The 15,382-nt window shown below is 43.1% G+C and carries 18 protein-coding genes; 4 read left to right on the top strand and 14 right to left on the bottom strand.

Going from position 1 to position 15,382, the window contains the following annotated elements:
• The first annotated feature begins 124 nt into the window (after positions 1–124).
• Positions 125–532: a flagellar basal body-associated protein FliL gene (locus OCV36_RS00565; protein WP_017096110.1), complete on the top strand. Its 408-nt coding sequence runs from the start codon at positions 125–127 to the stop codon at positions 530–532.
• Between the two features lie 87 nt (positions 533–619).
• Here the strand turns inward: OCV36_RS00565 and glpG are convergent, their stop codons facing one another.
• The 6 genes from glpG to ftsY all read right to left on the bottom strand — a co-directional run bounded on the left by glpG (position 620) and on the right by ftsY (position 6,248).
• Positions 620–1,462: a rhomboid family intramembrane serine protease GlpG gene (gene glpG / locus OCV36_RS00560; RefSeq protein ID WP_135459030.1), complete on the bottom strand. Its 843-nt coding sequence runs from the start codon at positions 1,460–1,462 to the stop codon at positions 620–622.
• A 58-nt stretch (positions 1,463–1,520) separates the two neighbouring features.
• Positions 1,521–1,841 carry a thiosulfate sulfurtransferase GlpE gene (glpE, locus tag OCV36_RS00555; RefSeq protein ID WP_017075935.1) on the bottom strand — a complete coding sequence of 107 codons (321 nt, stop codon included), beginning with the start codon at positions 1,839–1,841 and terminating at the stop codon, positions 1,521–1,523.
• 419 nt (positions 1,842–2,260) lie between these two features.
• The gene (gene rpoH / locus OCV36_RS00550; protein WP_029225174.1) at positions 2,261–3,118 is read right to left on the bottom strand and encodes an RNA polymerase sigma factor RpoH; all 858 of its coding nucleotides are present in this window, start codon (positions 3,116–3,118) and stop codon (positions 2,261–2,263) included.
• Positions 3,119–3,295: 177 nt separating this feature from the next.
• Entirely contained in the window at positions 3,296–4,264 is a 969-nt protein-coding gene (gene ftsX, locus OCV36_RS00545) for a permease-like cell division protein FtsX (protein ID WP_135459028.1), read from the bottom strand.
• Positions 4,251–4,928, bottom strand: coding sequence for a cell division ATP-binding protein FtsE (ftsE, locus tag OCV36_RS00540; RefSeq protein ID WP_135459026.1), 678 nt, complete (start codon positions 4,926–4,928; stop codon positions 4,251–4,253). Before ftsE ends, ftsX begins: the two co-directional genes overlap by 14 nt.
• Positions 4,929–5,006: 78 nt before the next feature.
• Entirely contained in the window at positions 5,007–6,248 is a 1,242-nt protein-coding gene (gene ftsY / locus OCV36_RS00535; RefSeq protein ID WP_135459025.1) for a signal recognition particle-docking protein FtsY, read from the bottom strand.
• A gap of 230 nt (positions 6,249–6,478) precedes the next feature.
• Here ftsY and rsmD point away from each other — a divergent pair, with 230 nt between their 5' ends.
• Both rsmD and OCV36_RS00525 read left to right on the top strand, forming a co-directional pair.
• Entirely contained in the window at positions 6,479–7,081 is a 603-nt protein-coding gene (gene rsmD / locus OCV36_RS00530) for a 16S rRNA (guanine(966)-N(2))-methyltransferase RsmD (protein ID WP_017075939.1), read from the top strand.
• Between the two features lie 10 nt (positions 7,082–7,091).
• The gene (locus OCV36_RS00525) at positions 7,092–7,358 is read left to right on the top strand and encodes a DUF1145 domain-containing protein (protein ID WP_017075940.1); all 267 of its coding nucleotides are present in this window, start codon (positions 7,092–7,094) and stop codon (positions 7,356–7,358) included.
• A 143-nt stretch (positions 7,359–7,501) separates the two neighbouring features.
• Here OCV36_RS00525 and OCV36_RS00520 read toward each other — a convergent pair whose 3' ends face one another.
• The 4 genes from OCV36_RS00520 to OCV36_RS00505 all read right to left on the bottom strand — a co-directional run bounded on the left by OCV36_RS00520 (position 7,502) and on the right by OCV36_RS00505 (position 10,593).
• On the bottom strand, positions 7,502–8,086 hold the full coding sequence (locus tag OCV36_RS00520) for a YhgN family NAAT transporter (protein ID WP_029225176.1): 585 nt from the start codon (positions 8,084–8,086) through the stop codon (positions 7,502–7,504).
• Between the two features lie 256 nt (positions 8,087–8,342).
• Positions 8,343–8,579: a YecH family metal-binding protein gene (locus OCV36_RS00515; protein WP_135459023.1), complete on the bottom strand. Its 237-nt coding sequence runs from the start codon at positions 8,577–8,579 to the stop codon at positions 8,343–8,345.
• Between the two features lie 90 nt (positions 8,580–8,669).
• Positions 8,670–9,290, bottom strand: coding sequence for a lysoplasmalogenase (locus OCV36_RS00510; protein WP_029225177.1), 621 nt, complete (start codon positions 9,288–9,290; stop codon positions 8,670–8,672).
• 928 nt (positions 9,291–10,218) lie between these two features.
• Positions 10,219–10,593, bottom strand: a complete 375-nt coding sequence (locus tag OCV36_RS00505) for a hypothetical protein (protein WP_029225178.1) — start codon at positions 10,591–10,593, stop codon at positions 10,219–10,221.
• Between the two features lie 244 nt (positions 10,594–10,837).
• Between OCV36_RS00505 and OCV36_RS00500 the strand changes: the two genes are divergently transcribed.
• On the top strand, positions 10,838–11,167 hold the full coding sequence (locus OCV36_RS00500) for a DUF2500 domain-containing protein (RefSeq protein WP_017075943.1): 330 nt from the start codon (positions 10,838–10,840) through the stop codon (positions 11,165–11,167).
• Positions 11,168–11,240: 73 nt separating this feature from the next.
• On the opposite strand, the gene OCV36_RS00495 is transcribed toward OCV36_RS00500, so the two are convergent.
• The 4 genes from OCV36_RS00495 to OCV36_RS00480 all read right to left on the bottom strand — a co-directional run bounded on the left by OCV36_RS00495 (position 11,241) and on the right by OCV36_RS00480 (position 15,347).
• Positions 11,241–12,254, bottom strand: a complete 1,014-nt coding sequence (locus OCV36_RS00495; protein WP_102550984.1) for an acyltransferase — start codon at positions 12,252–12,254, stop codon at positions 11,241–11,243.
• A 109-nt stretch (positions 12,255–12,363) separates the two neighbouring features.
• The gene (gene arsJ, locus OCV36_RS00490) at positions 12,364–13,584 is read right to left on the bottom strand and encodes an organoarsenical effux MFS transporter ArsJ (RefSeq protein ID WP_135459022.1); all 1,221 of its coding nucleotides are present in this window, start codon (positions 13,582–13,584) and stop codon (positions 12,364–12,366) included.
• 98 nt (positions 13,585–13,682) lie between these two features.
• A complete protein-coding gene (locus OCV36_RS00485) occupies positions 13,683–14,174 on the bottom strand; it encodes a cyclin-dependent kinase inhibitor 3 family protein (protein ID WP_135459020.1) in 492 nt (163 codons plus the stop codon).
• Between the two features lie 171 nt (positions 14,175–14,345).
• The gene (locus tag OCV36_RS00480; RefSeq protein WP_017075947.1) at positions 14,346–15,347 is read right to left on the bottom strand and encodes an ArsJ-associated glyceraldehyde-3-phosphate dehydrogenase; all 1,002 of its coding nucleotides are present in this window, start codon (positions 15,345–15,347) and stop codon (positions 14,346–14,348) included.
• Positions 15,348–15,382: the final 35 nt, after the last annotated feature.

The following is a 15,382-nucleotide window of genomic DNA, read 5'->3' as shown; positions in this document are numbered from 1 at the left end:
CTTCAACTTTCGAACAAAATTAAAGCGTTCTTCGAATTGTAAACGTATTTAGATTTAGACCGCTCATTGTAACAAGACTAATGCGTTTCGAATATCGCGAATAAACTAAAGAAAAGTCACAAATATGCACAAACGTTATGTAGCCCAAATATTTCTTGCGATTACCCTACTCTTTTCAGCATCAAGTTTTGCTGAAGAAGAGTCGACACCCAAATTAGCCTACTTCACGCTAGAGCCTGACCTGACCACCAATTTTTACACTAAAGGTAAAAAACTGGGCTACATTCAGGTACGCCTCGATATCATGGTCGCGAATAGTAATGACTTGGCAGCTATTGAACACCACCAACCGCTGATTCGAGATGCGGTGATTGAATTACTTGGCAAACAAAACGAAGAAACCATTAAATCTTTGTCCGGTCGTGAAGATTTGAGAAAAACCTTAGTTGAACATCTCAACAAGGTTTTACTTCCTGAAACAGGAAAAACCCTTATTGCTGACTTGTTGTTTACTAAGTACCTTTATCAGTGATATCAGTCCAACACGATTCCCAATAAAAAAGCGGCTGATAGCCGCTTTTTTATATCTATAATTTATCTACTTACTATGAGGCATGAGTTAACTTGTTGCAGAGCGAGGTGCTTTCATTGAATCAATTAAACCAATAATTAAACCCGCTACCAAACCAGCTAAATGCGCGGTGTTTGCGATAGCCATGAACGGCTGCATATACCCAAGTACTAACCACACCAACATAAAGCCAACAATTTGTCTTGGGATACCCAAACCAAGTTGAGGAGCTTTCACACTAATCACCCATAAATAACCTACCAACGCATACACTACACCAGACAAACCACCAAAGTTTGCACCTTCAACCCAATACTGCCCAGCACCTGAAAGCGCTGAAGATACAGCAAAAATTTGAAGTAACTTGAGACTGCCTAGCTTTTTCTCGATATCTCCACCTAACTGCCACCACCACAAGATATTAAATGCGATGTGCATGACCGAGAAATGCAATACAGCATGGCTCAACCAACGCCACAGTTGCCATTGTTGTCCATCAACTGCCGGAAAATGTAAGGCATTGAAAATAGCCTGACCAAAACCAATTTGCTGCAGCGCAAAAATAACCACACACACTAACATCAGGCTAAGCGTCACAGGGCCCGCTTTAGCTTTTATCATGCCCATGAAGCTCGGTGTGTGATAATGAAAGTTGCTCTTTCTGGTCTCAGCCATATCCCAAGACGCAGCTTGATAACGTTTATGATTGGGTTCAGCAAGAAAACGATTCAGCTCTGCCTCAGTTTCAACCTGATATTGATCGTCGATCAGCCAAAGAGCAAAGCGCCCTTCTCCCTCTGGAGACATTTGAATAGGGATCTGACGAGAAGCCATATAATCAATAAATGCTTGAGCAAGACGAGGATTATCTAACACCATCAGTCTAATCATTATTACTTCCTATTCATGCTATGAGAGATGCTTAAAGCGGTTCCAATGTTAAAGGTTGTTAACCGGCGATTACCGGAAGTTCAGCACGATGCCAAGCTTCGAAACCACCATCAACACTATATACCTCTTCAAAGCCTTGATTCACTAAATATTGTGCTGCTCCTTGGCTACTAATGCCGTGGTAACACATCACCAAGACAGGCTGTTCGAACTCTACCTCATCCATAAACGTCACCATCGTATCATTGGTGAGGTGATAAGCTGTTTTTGAGTGAGCAACCGCGAAAGATTGCGGGTCACGTATATCGACAAGTCTGGCTTCACCTTGTTCTATGAGGGCTTGAGCGCTTTTAACATCGATATGTTTAAACTGGTCCATGACTTTCTCTTTTATGCTGATTTACTTTGCTGCCATTGTAACCTATCCCAAGGCTAACAATCACATCCACTTAATAAGGTTATCCACCAGCGATCACTTTTACACCGTTTGTGGATAAATCTGTGGATTGCGTGAATAAAGTGCTTTTTTAAAAATAGATCCACAACATGTAGTGATGATCCTGATCTAACTGTGGGTGTTATGAAAAATATCCCCACATCAAAAACCCTCACAAAGCCTTACTACACCCTGCTTTTAGACAGCTGACGAATAAACTTCTCACAGAGTTATCCACAAAATCATTTTGCAAATTTCGATCGCAAAAATTGCGAAATCGATCCAAAACAAAAAGGCCGAGATCTCTCGATCTCGGCCTTTTTAAAATTCAGCTTATTTTATCGCTTCTGGCTTACTTGCTTTTAGAAGTCACCAACAGCTTGTTTCAACTTCTTCATCGCATTCTTTTCTAACTGACGAACACGTTCAGCAGAAATACTGTAAGTATCGGCTAAATCTTGAAGTGTCGATTTGTTATCATCCAACCAACGTGAGCGCACAATGTGCTGACTGCGTTCGTCTAAGCTTGCAAGCGCTAACCCTAGACGATTGTTGGTATGTGATTCCCAGTTTGCTGCTTCAACCGTCTCAGCGACGTCTGATGCTTTATCTTCAAGATAGTAAACCGGAGCAGTATAAGCAGAACCACCGTCATCGTCGTCCATAGGCGCTTCAAACGTTGCATCTTGAGCCGCTAAGCGAGATTCCATTTCACGAACCTCTGAAGGCTCAACACCTAGTTCACGAGCAACAGTTTCTACTTCACCATTATTGAACCAACCTAAACGCTTTTTAGATTTGCGCAGATTAAAGAACAATTTGCGTTGTGCTTTCGTCGTTGCGATCTTAACGATACGCCAGTTACGTAGCACGTACTCATGGATCTCAGCTTTAATCCAGTGAACAGCAAAAGAGACTAGACGAACACCAACTTCTGGATTGAAGCGCTTAACAGCCTTCATTAAGCCGATGTTACCTTCTTGGACAAGGTCAGCCATTGGTAACCCGTAGCCAGAGTAGCCTCTTGCAACGTGCACCACGAAACGTAGGTGGGAAAGGATCAAGCCTTTTGCAGCATCGATCTCACCTTTGTAATGTAATCGCTCTGCCAGTCCACGTTCCTCTTCAGGCGTCAGCATTGGGTAACTGTTCGCTGAGCGGATATAGCTATCTAAACTATCTTGTGTGACTAAAGCCATTTGATACGCTTTGTTTGCCATTCGGTTCCTCATCAATCTCTGATCTGGAGTAATACATCTATTAAAACCCAACAATCTTGAACCTAAAATGAACAGGTTTCAAGGAGGGGGAAGTAATTATGCATAATCAATTCATCTATACAAGGCAAAAACTGGTTAAGAAGTGCCTATTTTTCGTCTAAATATGACTCTATTCACCTAAACTGGTTCAATTTCTTTTAGGTGACGCTGTGCAGAAAGCTTCGCAGCCACACTGCCAAGCAAGGTTCCAACGATCAAAAGCAGTAAAGATTCATCCCAACTCAGGCCAATTAATCTGAAGTGACTATCATAAAGCTGAGCCAAGTCATCTACCGCACTGTTAAGCAATACGGTAATCAAAGCCGTCATCACCCAAGCACTAATCGAACCTAACACACCAAACCACATCCCAGCATAAAGGTATGGTCGAAGAATGAAACTGTCGGTTGCACCAATCAGCTTCATGGTTTGAATTTCTTCTTTGTGCGCCAACACATTAAATCTTAATGTATTGCCGATAATCAAAAACACCGCACCCAACATCAACACCGTTAAGGTAATAACGATGACCGCCGCTAATGCTTTGATAGCATCTAATCTGGCTAACCAATCTTCATCTAAACGAACATCGGTCACTAACTCTTGTTTTTTAACTGTACTCGCTAGCTCTTTGATTAAGATATCGCTGTGTACACTTGGTGTAATAACCAAAACACCTGGCAATGAATAATCGTCTAAGATAGTCAGGGCATCCTCAAAACCAGAATATTGGCTTAGATCGGCAAGCCCTTGTTGCGGTGAAATGTATTCCACCAGCTCAACTTGATCCCAGCTTTCTATTTCATCTTTAAGCACCATTACTCGTGGTTCAGGAATGCCATCTTCTACATAAGCACTAATCTGTGACGGGCTTGTGACATCTTGAGCCACCTCGCCAACGTTTTTACCCAGTAAATACAAACAAGCCGGCATTGCCAGAGCCATTGAGATAACCGCAAGCGTTAGCAAATTACCCAATGGGCGTTGCCACATTTGCGAGAAAGAGGATTTGGCTTGTTTCCAATGAACAACAAAAAAAACGTCACTTGAAGCGCGGTTTGCAGCTCGGTTGGATTGAGGTTTTTTGATACGCTTATTCGCGGCCATAGTCTTCGACCTCACTCAAAAAGCCTTGGTTTAATTCAAGATGACGATATTGAGGGCGAGTGTTCACTAACCCGATATCGTGTGTTGCTAGGATAATAGTGACGCCCGCGCGGTTAAACTCTTCAAAAAGTCGCAACACGCGGTTAGATAATTCAGGATCGAGGTTACCAGTTGGTTCATCCGCTAACAGCAAAGTGGGACGGTTCACCACAGCGCGCGCAATACCTACTCGCTGCTGTTCACCACCAGACAACTGATTTGGCAGGCAACGCGCTTTATCGAGTAAACCGGTTTTATCCAACGCAGCACTCACTCGACGTTTTATTTCATTTTCAGAAATAGACTCAATGCGCATAGGCAGAGCGACGTTATCGAAGATCGAGCGATCCATCAGCAGGCGATGATCTTGAAAAACAATTCCGATATTGCGGCGTAAAAAAGGGATGTCTTTAGCTGGAATACGAGTGATATCGTGATCGTTGAACCAAACACGACCATCGGTCGGACGCTCAATAGCACAGATCAACTTCAGCAAGGTACTTTTACCAGCTCCAGAGTGACCACCCAAAAAAGCCATCTCTCCACGTTTAAGATGAAAATCCACTTTTTGGAGCGCTTGTCGCCCACCTCGGTAGGCTTTACTCACTTGCTGAAATTTGATCACCGAAAATTCCTCTTACGATCACTCATATCAAATTTAAAAACGGTAGCAGGTTAAGGATAAACCACTTTGCTACGCGCGTTACTCTTCGCGACTAAATAGTGCTTCAATAAAGTCTTTTGACTCAAACGGACGCAGGTCATCAATGCCTTCACCCACACCGATGTAGCGGATTGGAATCTGGAACTGGTCCGCGATTGAGAAAATCACACCACCTTTTGCAGTGCCATCTAGCTTAGTTAGTGTAATACCCGTTACTGGTGCAACTTCACTGAACAGCTTCGCTTGGCTTATCGCGTTCTGACCAGTACCGGCATCTAGTGTTAGCATGATTTCATGGGGAGCAGAATCATCAATCTTCTTCATTACACGAACAATCTTGCGTAGCTCTTCCATCAAGTTGCTCTTGTTCTGCAAACGACCCGCAGTATCTGCAATCACAACATCGACACCACGAGCTTTCGCCGCTTCAATCGCATCGTAAATAACAGACGCACTGTCAGCACCGGTATGTTGAGCGATAACGGGAACATCATTGCGCTGACCCCAAACTTGAAGTTGCTCAACGGCTGCTGCACGGAAGGTATCACCTGCAGCAAGCATCACTTTCTTGCCTTCACCTTGGAACTGTTTAGCCAGTTTACCGATAGTGGTTGTTTTACCTACACCGTTCACACCGACCATTAAGATAACGTAAGGTGTTTTGGTGGTATCTACAACTAATGGCTGTTCTACTTGGCTTAGAATATCGGCCATCTCTTCTTTGAGCAGACCATATAGAGCTTCGCCATCTTTTAAGTCATTGCGAGATGCTTTTTCTGTCAGGTTTTCAATGATCTTAACAGTGGTATTCATGCCCACATCGGCAATCAAAAGTTGCTCTTCTAACTCTTCAAACAGATCTTCATCGATTTGCTTACCTTTGAATAAACCAAAGAAGCCAGCACCAATATTTGCTTTGGTGCGACTAAGACTGCGCTTAAGACGTGCAAAAAAGCTTTCTGTCGGCTTTTCTTGTACTTCTTCAATCTTAGCTGCAGGAATAATAACCTGTTCTGCTTCTGCTTCTGCTTCTGCTTCTGCTAAGACAGGCTGTTGCTCTTCTTGGTTTTGTTCAAGCTCTTGCTCTGTTTCAGTAGGCTTAGATTCAACTGCCGTAGTTGCCTCTAGTTCAGGCTCGGCTTGTTCAACCTCGACTTGTGATTCAACTTCAGTCTGCTCTTCAACGCTTTCTACGTTCGCTTCATTCTGAGTTTTTGGGCTTTGTTCTTCTTCACCAAAACCAAGCCACGATAATAATCCGCGCTTCTTTTTTTCCGTCATCAGAGGAGTTTCCTAGATCTACTAATTAACTGCATTGACTTAATGCACGTCGACTCTTTGCTATTGTTATACAATACAAGCTTGTACAAACGAATAGTAAAGAAAAATGACAAAGCAGTGATAAGTTTGCTTTTAGCTTGATACACTTTGTCATTGCAAATTTATTTAATATTCGAACCCACTTAAATTGGGCTCGGTATAGTATCACTTTATTAGCGGTCAAAAAATCTATGGTAAGACGTCGCCAGCAAAACACATCACAAAAAAAGCCATCCGGAGGCTTTGTTCGAATTATTAGTGGCTCATGGAGAGGCAGAAAACTGCCTGTTCATGATTTAGAAGGCTTACGCCCAACCATTGATCGAGTAAAAGAAACACTCTTTAACTGGGTAGCACAAGATATCCCACACTCGACCTGTTTGGATGTATTTGCCGGTTCTGGTGGTCTAGGTTTTGAAGCAGCTTCTCGCCAAGCAAAAATGGTAACGCTGTTGGAAATGAATCAAAAGGCCGCAAAGCAGCTTGCTGATAACGCTAAAGAGCTCAAAGCAGACAACATCAACGTGGTAAACACCGATGCGATCTCTTTTCTCAAAAAGCCAGGTACCCCCTACGATATGGTCTTTCTTGATCCTCCGTTTCGCAAAGGCTTATTAGCAGAAACTGTACAACTACTTGAGAGTAATGGTTGGCTTACAGACAATGCCATTATTTACGTTGAAACAGAGAAAGAACTGAAGCTCGAGGCTATGCCAGAAAACTGGGAATTACATCGCGATAAGACCACTGGCCAGTCTAGCTACCGACTGTTTAATCGAACCACTGAAGAATAGGAGTTATTGAATGAAGTTCTTACTTCCACTAGCAAAAATAGCCATCGCCTTTGTTTGGTTTATCTTAATCGTAAATATTTTCTACCCATTCCCGGGTAATGCTGCGATTGCGCTTTATATCATGACAGCATTCTTGTTCTTCATGCACGGCCTACAGATGCTAATCTTTATCGGTGCTTTCGGCGATAAGATCGAAATGTCACGCTGGGAGAAGTGGTCAATATTGATTTTCGGAGTCTTTGCCCTCCTCGATATCCGACGCAAACACATGATGTAGTCGAGCTAGAGCCTAGATATACAAGCTTCAGTACACAGTACTCGATGCAGAAAGCCTAGTTACGAGAAAAATAAATACAAAAACGCCGCTCATTTGAGTGGCGTTTTTTATTGTTCGAGAAGAAATTGAATGATAAGAAAATGCTAAGACATGTAGCTTTTCACACCATCTAAGAACATTTGAGTCGACAGCATAACCAACAATAAGCCCATTAGACGCTCTATCGCCTTCAGACCTCGCTCTCCCAAAATACGCAGGAAGAATCCATTAAACATAAGAATGAAAAACGTCACGCCCCACGCAAGTAACACTGACAGAGATAATTCAAACATATTGTCAGGGTTTTGAGTCGCCAGAAGAATAAGGGCAGCGATAACTGATGGGCCAGCAATCATTGGAATAGCCATAGGCACGATAAACGGCTCTTCACCCGCGGCTAGGCCTGTGATGCTGCCTGCACTTGGGAAGATCATCTTAATAGCAATAATAAATAAAATGATACCGCCAGAAATACTCAGAGTTTCAGGCTGTACGTGCAAGAAGTTCATGATGCTCTGACCAGCAAACAAGAACAACAGCAGGATAATCAGCGCAAACATCAGTTCACGAACGAGAACAATACGACGACGCTTCGGATCGATGTGCTTAAGGATAGAAAGCACGATTGGCAGGTTGCCAAGCGGATCCATAATGAGAAACAGCATGGTCGCTGCAGATAAGATTTCCATAAATTGGTCTCGAAAAGCGAAGTTGCGCGGAGTATAGCAGCCTCAACATTGATTTTCGAACACAGTAACAAACGGGTCAGTTTGCACCGTTAAGAGAGGGTTTACGGAGATAAGTGGCACGGGAATAAATATAGGAGTGGAGTCGAAAGCATCTAAAAGTAAAAAGGCTTTGAAAATCAAAAGTGACTAATCACTAATCACTAATCACTAATCACTAATCACTAATCACTAATCACTAATCACTAATCACTAAAGATCAATGATTACATACACGCTCGCGATTGGTGCAAAACTTACCATCAACAATTACGACCTTTTCCATCTTCAGGAAAAACTTCAACAGGGCATCCAAATCAAGATCATCTAGCTTACAAGTATGAAAGCGAGCTTCTGTGCCATATGTTTGAGCAAGCTCTTGTGTCAGTTCTTCGCGAGTCAGTGGCTTTTCACTAAGCAGGTTTAAAACATTGTGTGCGTGAATTTCGGTCGTCATAACTCAATCTCATGTTTAATGAATTAAGCGTAGAGTACCGATTTTCCACAACGCTGCTTTGATGTAGCTCAGAATTGAGAGAGCTCTACCCTAAATGGTAAGAGACGCCACGATAAGTGCATGTGCAAACAAGTAACTACCCGTCACCCAAAAATAAGCGCCTTTGATTGGGCTACGGTAACAATTCAGAGCATAGGCCAACGCAGAAAGCAGCAGCACACTACAGCCAGCAAAGCCCACTGCATGTGACAGTTGAGGGTCAAGCAACCAAACCTCACCAGAAGCCCATGCAAGCTGAATAAGCACCATCCCCATGATAACAACAGGAAAGACGAGTTTGTCTAAACGAGGCAGTAATAAGAAGAAAGCTACGATGCATGCCGCTAACAACAGCGCGAACAGCCACCAGACCATATCTCCTGACAACTGTAACCAAAAGGCTTTGCTGTAACAGAGTTGAGCAACCAAAAAGCAAACAAAATGCAGAGAGCGTTTTTGAGTAAGGGTATGAAGAACATCTGCGATCGCAGAAATAGCCAACCCAGCGACTACCCAATAGGTAAAATCAGCAACGACAGACTGAGTTAATGCAATTGTTGCCAATAATACAAAGGTAAATACCTTATACGATAAGGCCTGACCGATATGTCCATGCTTCTTGCCTATTATTACTCCGATACCAGACAAGGAAACCGCTAACCAACTCCACATACCATTTGCCCTATTGCTTTAAAACGTCGCCAGTCTAGGCACACGAGTGTTGATGTAAAGCCTAAGCCCTTCAAAGTTGGATCTTGATTACGCTTCCACTAAAAAAGCACCTCTTTACACTCAAGCGATAGGAATTCCCTTAGCTCTCATTGTTATTTGTTTAAAACTAGAACACTCCCAAGCAAAACCTCTTGAAAGTACCACTCCAATGCTTCAGCTTGCCATTCCAACAATTCTAGTCTATCTAAACTATCGAAAACGACCAATAAATGGAAAAAAACAAAGTGGGAAATATAAATTACAAATAATTTAAACCAATAAAAACAAAAACTTAAAACCAAAACACAAAGGTAAAACGAATAACAAAAAGGCCAGACAATGCTAGCCCTTTAAAGTAAGTAATTTGTTTTGATTTTTCGCCTATTTGTCAGTTTCACCCCATATCTATGTAAAAATTATCACCAAAAACTTGGTAAAAAATCAAAAACACAACCAAAAACAACCTGAAGACACTCAACCCCTATTAATACAGTTTAACAACTTTTAACAATATCAATTAAGCAAATCAACTCATTAAAAACAACAACTTAAGAAAAATAAGAACAAACATAAACCACAACGAACAAAATAGAAACACATCATAAAATGCAGTTAAACACAGCCATACAAGCAAAAATCAAGTAGTTTTCTGTTACTTTTAAGGCTTTCGAAAGTAATTATTGACCTAAAGCCATAAGTAGTGCTATTCTTTGAAACATAGCGAGAGACAACCAAATTTAGGAGTAGTGTTATGATTTCATCTTCGCAAAGACAAGGACTTGTAATGATCGCGGTAGTTGTAGGTCTTATGACACTACCGATGATGTACTAAGCAAGTTACAGATAAAAAAAGGGACGCCATGAGCGTCCCTTTTTTTGTTTAATTTTTTCACTTCGAAAACAGATGCAGTGTTAATACATCCCAATTCGCATAATAGAAGCCAGCTGCAGCCAAAGTCATCACCATCATGAGCAAGATCGCGACTCGCCAGATAAAACGGCCGCTACGTGGCGTCAGTTCTTTCTCACAGTCGTTACACATCATGATAAATTGATGCTGATCTTCCAACTGAGCATCATGTTCATTCACTACTTTGTTACGACACGTTGCGATATAACGCAACTTGATTACCATATCGTGCGGTAGCCTTTCTTCACAGCTTGTCACAAGCTCGTGCAATCCTTCGCCTTCAGCGTGATATTGAAGTCTCAATAATTTTTCTATATTGCGAGTTCTTGTCACTACTTTTTCAATATCGGTCATCTTGGCCCTCCCACTCCACACTATAATTCTAGTCGAGCATTTCCTTATATTTATACAAAACTACTACTATTTACTTTAGAAAGAGACAATAAATAACAATGCTTTATCCCAAACAAGCCATTAAATGTGATATCAGCCGAAAAATAATCAGCTTGCCTTACAACAGTTCACGAATAACGGCTTTAAACACATATCCCTATAGCCCGAAAGACTAGAATAACCATCACGACTACATGGAGGTTATATGCCTAATTCACTCTTTTTTGCCATATTTGCACTCGTCGCTCTAGCGGTTTGGGTATTTCTTGGTTTCTACCGAAAGCATATGCAAGGCGAGAACGCACCAGAAAAAAAAGTGAACGTTACAATATTAGATAAACAATCTATAGACCTTCCTGACGCAGAGCCAGGCCAGGAAGATCAAGAGTACTGGATTTACGTTCAGCGAGGTGTGGTTGGTCCGAAACGAGAATTTCAGGTCGGTATCCACTACTTCCACGCGCTTAACCCTGGAGACAAAGGAGCCTTAACCTATCAGGGCGACAAATTTTTGCACTTTGCATTGAAGCGCTAATCATCAGTCACCTTAACTCCACACCAATAATCTAGTACCCACCGTCAGTACCTAATAGCCTTAGCACTAATCGCTAAGGCAATAACCAACTTGTTTTCTCTGACTTAGCGACCAGCCAACTCATCCATAAAGCGCCAGCACCACTGATTATGATCCATAACGGAATAACCCAAGCAGGATGACCTTGGTACCAACCGAACTCTTTCATTGGCCACAAGAAGATAGGGTGCAGGAGGTAAATACCTAAACTGTGCTTACTGATAAAGCCAACCACTTGATTACTTTTCTCAGACAAACCTTCACCATAGTAACGGCACACCATGAACACCATGCTCGCTGCCAATACGGTATTCAGCGTTTTATAAGATAACCAACGCCCGACCGTATACTCTTCAGCAATCAAACTCGCATCAACCACCATATAAACAGTCGTTAGCAACGCGAGCCCGCCAAGTAAAACACTCACACCGACAGTCATCTTGTTAAGTGGAACGATTTTATACAACAGATACCCTAAAGGTAGATACCCGGTGTACAACCACAATTCGTGGCTCCATGGCCCATCTATTTTGAGTAAGAACAACAAGGTGGTAAATAGCCACACCGTGGTGAAACCGTAGACCGCTTTATCTCCATACTTTCTGACCATGATCTGTAAGAAAGGAATCACAAAATAGAGTGGAATGAAGTAATAGAAGAAGCCCAAGTGGTAATAGGTATAGTGGTGATAGCTATTGAGCAGCACATCCCAACTAACATCAGCATCAAAGCCCATCACAGACCAACCAGAAAGGTAGGTGTAGAAAAGCGACCAGACAATAAAAGGTATTAACACCTTACCCAGTCGACGCTTAAGGTAATACTTGGCATCAAATGGGCGTTGATCGCTCAGCATCAATGCGCCAGTAATCAAAATAAACACGGGTACCGCCCAGCGACTAAAGCCATTGACCGTGATAGCCGTCAGCCATTCTCCGAAAGGAATGGTACCCAGCTCATTACGATATGGGGCCAGAACATGAATCGCGATAACTGCTACGGCCGCGACACATCGTGCTAAATCAAAAAAGAGAATTCGCTGCTTCATGTAAACGCCTGATTAATATTCAATCATTCTACTATAGCAATAAAAAAGCTGACCGGAATAAATACCAAGTCAGCTTACTGTTAAAGGAGAGGCTTATCGCGAATTTAGCCTATGCAGAAGAAACTTGTGTCACCTTAGGCAAGCGAAGAGAGATCACCGTCGTTATCGCTAAAAACGCGAAGGATACCCACAAACACGCAGACAAACCGGCCATTTGAAATACTAACCCTGATAGAATTGTACCAATCAAACGGCCCATTGCATTCGCCATGTAATAGAAACCGACATCAAGAGACACACCATCACCTTTCGCATAACTCACAATTAAGTATGAGTGCAATGATGAATTCACCGCGAAGATGGCACCAAACACCATCAAACCACCGATGATGACTAACTCTGGTTGCCAACCGATCTGTACCGCGTAAGCAATACCGGCAGTCACGATAGCCAACGCACCCGCCCATAATAGCGCCGCATGCCCATCTGGCACCTTGCCTTGAGCTTTACCAGTAATCTTAGGTGCGATGCCCTGTACAAAGCCATAAGCGATGGTCCAAGCCGCTAAGAAGCCACCTACCCATGAGTGGTCCCAGCCAAACACGCTACCTAGATAGATCGGCAGAGCAATCACAAACCACACGTCACGGGCACCGAATAGGAACATACGAGCCGCAGACAAGATGTTGATGGATTCAGATTTAGAGAAAATCTGCTTAAACTTGGGCTTGGTTTTCGCTTTACCCATGTCCGCTTCCAAGCTCATCAAACTTCCGATGAACACCAATGTCAGCACAGCAGCCATCGCAAGCACTGCGTATTGGAAACCAATCGTCGAAAGCAGCAAACCACCAATAAAAAATCCTGCACCTTTCAATGCATTCTTAGAGCCGGTTAGAATCGCAATCCATTTATAAAGCGCACCTTGCTGTTCATCAGGGACTAAGGTTTTGATTGAGCTCTTGGCACTCATCTTATTAAGATCTTTGGCGATACCAGACAACGCCTGAGCGGCCATCACCCAAGGAATTGTCAACATTGCGCTTGGCACGGCGAGCATACCCAAGGCGACGACTTGCATACCCAATCCGATGTTCATGGTCTTATTGAGACCAAGACGCGCCCCTAACCAGCCACCGATTAGGTTGGTCACCACACCAAAGAATTCATAGAAAAGGAACAGTGAGGCGATCTCTAACGAACTGTAGCCAAGGTCATAGAAATACAAGACCACCAGCATACGAAGTGCACCATCAGTAATGGTGAAGTTCCAGTAGTTAAATGTCACCAACATGTATTGGCGAACACTCTTACTTAGATTTGAAAACATAACAGCTATCTCTGCAATCTAAACAAAAAGAGCTTTTGGATCATGATAAGTTCAACACTCCAGATACCAAAAGCTCCTTGTATAACAACAATGGCTTATTAGCTGTTCGCTACGCCACTAATGTATTCAACCTGAATAGGCTTAGTAAATGCGCCCGGGCGAAGTGATTGTACTTCTTGAACAATCTTGCTCAGCTCCCAGCTCTTCTCTAATAGCAGGTGTGCAGCCAGCAAGCCAGTACGCCCAGAACCGCCCATGCAATGCATCGCAACCTTGCCGCCGTTATCCACTACTTGGTGTAGTGCAGGGCTAGCCGCCTGCCATTTCGCAGCAAAATCAGCACCCGGGGCACAGTCGTCTTCAATCTCGATTTGGAACCATTGCATGCCTAGTGCTTGCGCTTTCTCGCCTAGCTCAGATACGTTCTTGCTCGCCAGTTCTTCACTGTCTAGAGCCGTCACAATCGCTTCTACACCTTGCGCTTTAAGTTGTGCTAGAGATGCACCTAAGTCAGCATCTTTGGTGCCTGGGCACGGAGTAAGTACTAATGCACCAGTTTCTAAATCTAGTTGCCATGTTGGATGTGTCATTGTGTATTCTCTTAAATTCTTATAGAACCAATACTCAAAATAATTGGAGTTGCAGCTAGGCAACCTTTTCCCTAAAAAGGAATGAAGTTCAGCCCTATGAGCATAGGGGCTCCATGTGATTAGGGTGAACTTACGCAGTTAACAACGCTGCAGCTTCAAATATGAAGAGTATTATGCAAGACCAACAGTACGAACTAGCTCAGCAGTACGTGTTGCGTAGCCCATCTCGTTGTCGTACCAAGCGTAAATCTTAACCATGCGCTTACCCACTAACATGGTTGATAGTGCATCCACGATGGTTGAGCGTTGGTCACCTTTGTAATCAATAGAAACCAATGGACGCTCTTCAAAACCAAGAATGCCTTTAAGTTCATTCTCAGACGCTTCTTTCAGCATCGCGTTAACTTCTTCGGCTGTGGTGTCTTGCTTCACTTCAAAGATGATGTCTGTCAGAGAAGCATTCGCTAGTGGTACACGAACCGCGTGGCCGTTGATGCGGTTTTCAAGCTCTGGGAAGATCTCAACAATCGCTTTAGCGCTGCCTGTCGTTGTCGGGATAAGACTCATACCACATGCACGAGCACGACGTAGATCTTTGTGCGGCGCATCTAATATAGTTTGTGTATTGGTTAGATCGTGAATAGTGGTAAAGGCTGCGTTCTCGATGCCTAACTTCTCGTTAATCACCTTCACAACAGGCGCAAGACAGTTAGTAGTACAAGATGCCGCAGTCACAATCTTATGTACCGCGGGATCGAAGATAGCGTCATTCACACCAACTACGATGTTGGCGACACCGTCTTCTTTCACTGGAGCCGATACCACAACACGCTTCACGCCTTGCTCTAGGTATTTATTAAGGAAAGAGGTTTTACGGTGAACACCGGTCGCTTCAAGAACAACATCACAACCAGACCAATCAACAGCATCAATATCGCGTTCTTGAGTCGTCTTGATACGCTGTCCGTTGACGATCATCTCATCACCTTCTACATTCACAGCGTGATTCCAGCGACCTTGAACAGAATCGAACTCAAGCAAGTGAGCCAGTGTCGCTGTATCGCCAGCAACATCGTTAATCTGAACAAACTCTAGCTCAGCCCAATCGAATGCTGCACGAAGTGCTAGACGGCCGATACGACCAAAACCATTAATACCTACTTTAACTGTCATTGTGTGTTCTCTCAGTCAGTGGTGAATCTAAAAAT

The organism is Vibrio echinoideorum (genome assembly GCF_024347455.1).
In the GTDB taxonomy this organism is placed as follows: domain Bacteria; phylum Pseudomonadota; class Gammaproteobacteria; order Enterobacterales; family Vibrionaceae; genus Vibrio; species Vibrio echinoideorum.
Note: the sequence above shows the minus strand (reverse complement) of the source record. Positions and strands in the feature narration are given on the sequence as shown.

Bases quoted from the DNA above. Each gene is read 5' to 3' on its own strand.
- ftsX (WP_135459028.1), bottom strand. From the start codon at position 4,264: ATGGCCGCGAATAAGCGTATCAAAAAACCTCAATCCAACCGAGCTGCA.
- OCV36_RS00565 (WP_017096110.1), top strand. From the start codon at position 125: ATGCACAAACGTTATGTAGCCCAAATATTTCTTGCGATTACCCTACTC.
- glpE (WP_017075935.1), bottom strand. From the start codon at position 1,841: ATGGACCAGTTTAAACATATCGATGTTAAAAGCGCTCAAGCCCTCATA.
- rpoH (WP_029225174.1), bottom strand. From the start codon at position 3,118: ATGGCAAACAAAGCGTATCAAATGGCTTTAGTCACACAAGATAGTTTA.
- ftsY (WP_135459025.1), bottom strand. From the start codon at position 6,248: ATGACGGAAAAAAAGAAGCGCGGATTATTATCGTGGCTTGGTTTTGGT.
- OCV36_RS00500 (WP_017075943.1), top strand. From the start codon at position 10,838: ATGCCTAATTCACTCTTTTTTGCCATATTTGCACTCGTCGCTCTAGCG.
- OCV36_RS00495 (WP_102550984.1), bottom strand. From the start codon at position 12,254: ATGAAGCAGCGAATTCTCTTTTTTGATTTAGCACGATGTGTCGCGGCC.
- arsJ (WP_135459022.1), bottom strand. From the start codon at position 13,584: ATGTTTTCAAATCTAAGTAAGAGTGTTCGCCAATACATGTTGGTGACA.
- glpG (WP_135459030.1), bottom strand. From the start codon at position 1,462: ATGATTAGACTGATGGTGTTAGATAATCCTCGTCTTGCTCAAGCATTT.
- OCV36_RS00480 (WP_017075947.1), bottom strand. From the start codon at position 15,347: ATGACAGTTAAAGTAGGTATTAATGGTTTTGGTCGTATCGGCCGTCTA.
- rsmD (WP_017075939.1), top strand. From the start codon at position 6,479: ATGGTAAGACGTCGCCAGCAAAACACATCACAAAAAAAGCCATCCGGA.
- OCV36_RS00520 (WP_029225176.1), bottom strand. From the start codon at position 8,086: ATGGAAATCTTATCTGCAGCGACCATGCTGTTTCTCATTATGGATCCG.
- OCV36_RS00525 (WP_017075940.1), top strand. From the start codon at position 7,092: ATGAAGTTCTTACTTCCACTAGCAAAAATAGCCATCGCCTTTGTTTGG.
- OCV36_RS00510 (WP_029225177.1), bottom strand. From the start codon at position 9,290: ATGTGGAGTTGGTTAGCGGTTTCCTTGTCTGGTATCGGAGTAATAATA.
- OCV36_RS00505 (WP_029225178.1), bottom strand. From the start codon at position 10,593: ATGACCGATATTGAAAAAGTAGTGACAAGAACTCGCAATATAGAAAAA.
- OCV36_RS00515 (WP_135459023.1), bottom strand. From the start codon at position 8,579: ATGACGACCGAAATTCACGCACACAATGTTTTAAACCTGCTTAGTGAA.
- OCV36_RS00485 (WP_135459020.1), bottom strand. From the start codon at position 14,174: ATGACACATCCAACATGGCAACTAGATTTAGAAACTGGTGCATTAGTA.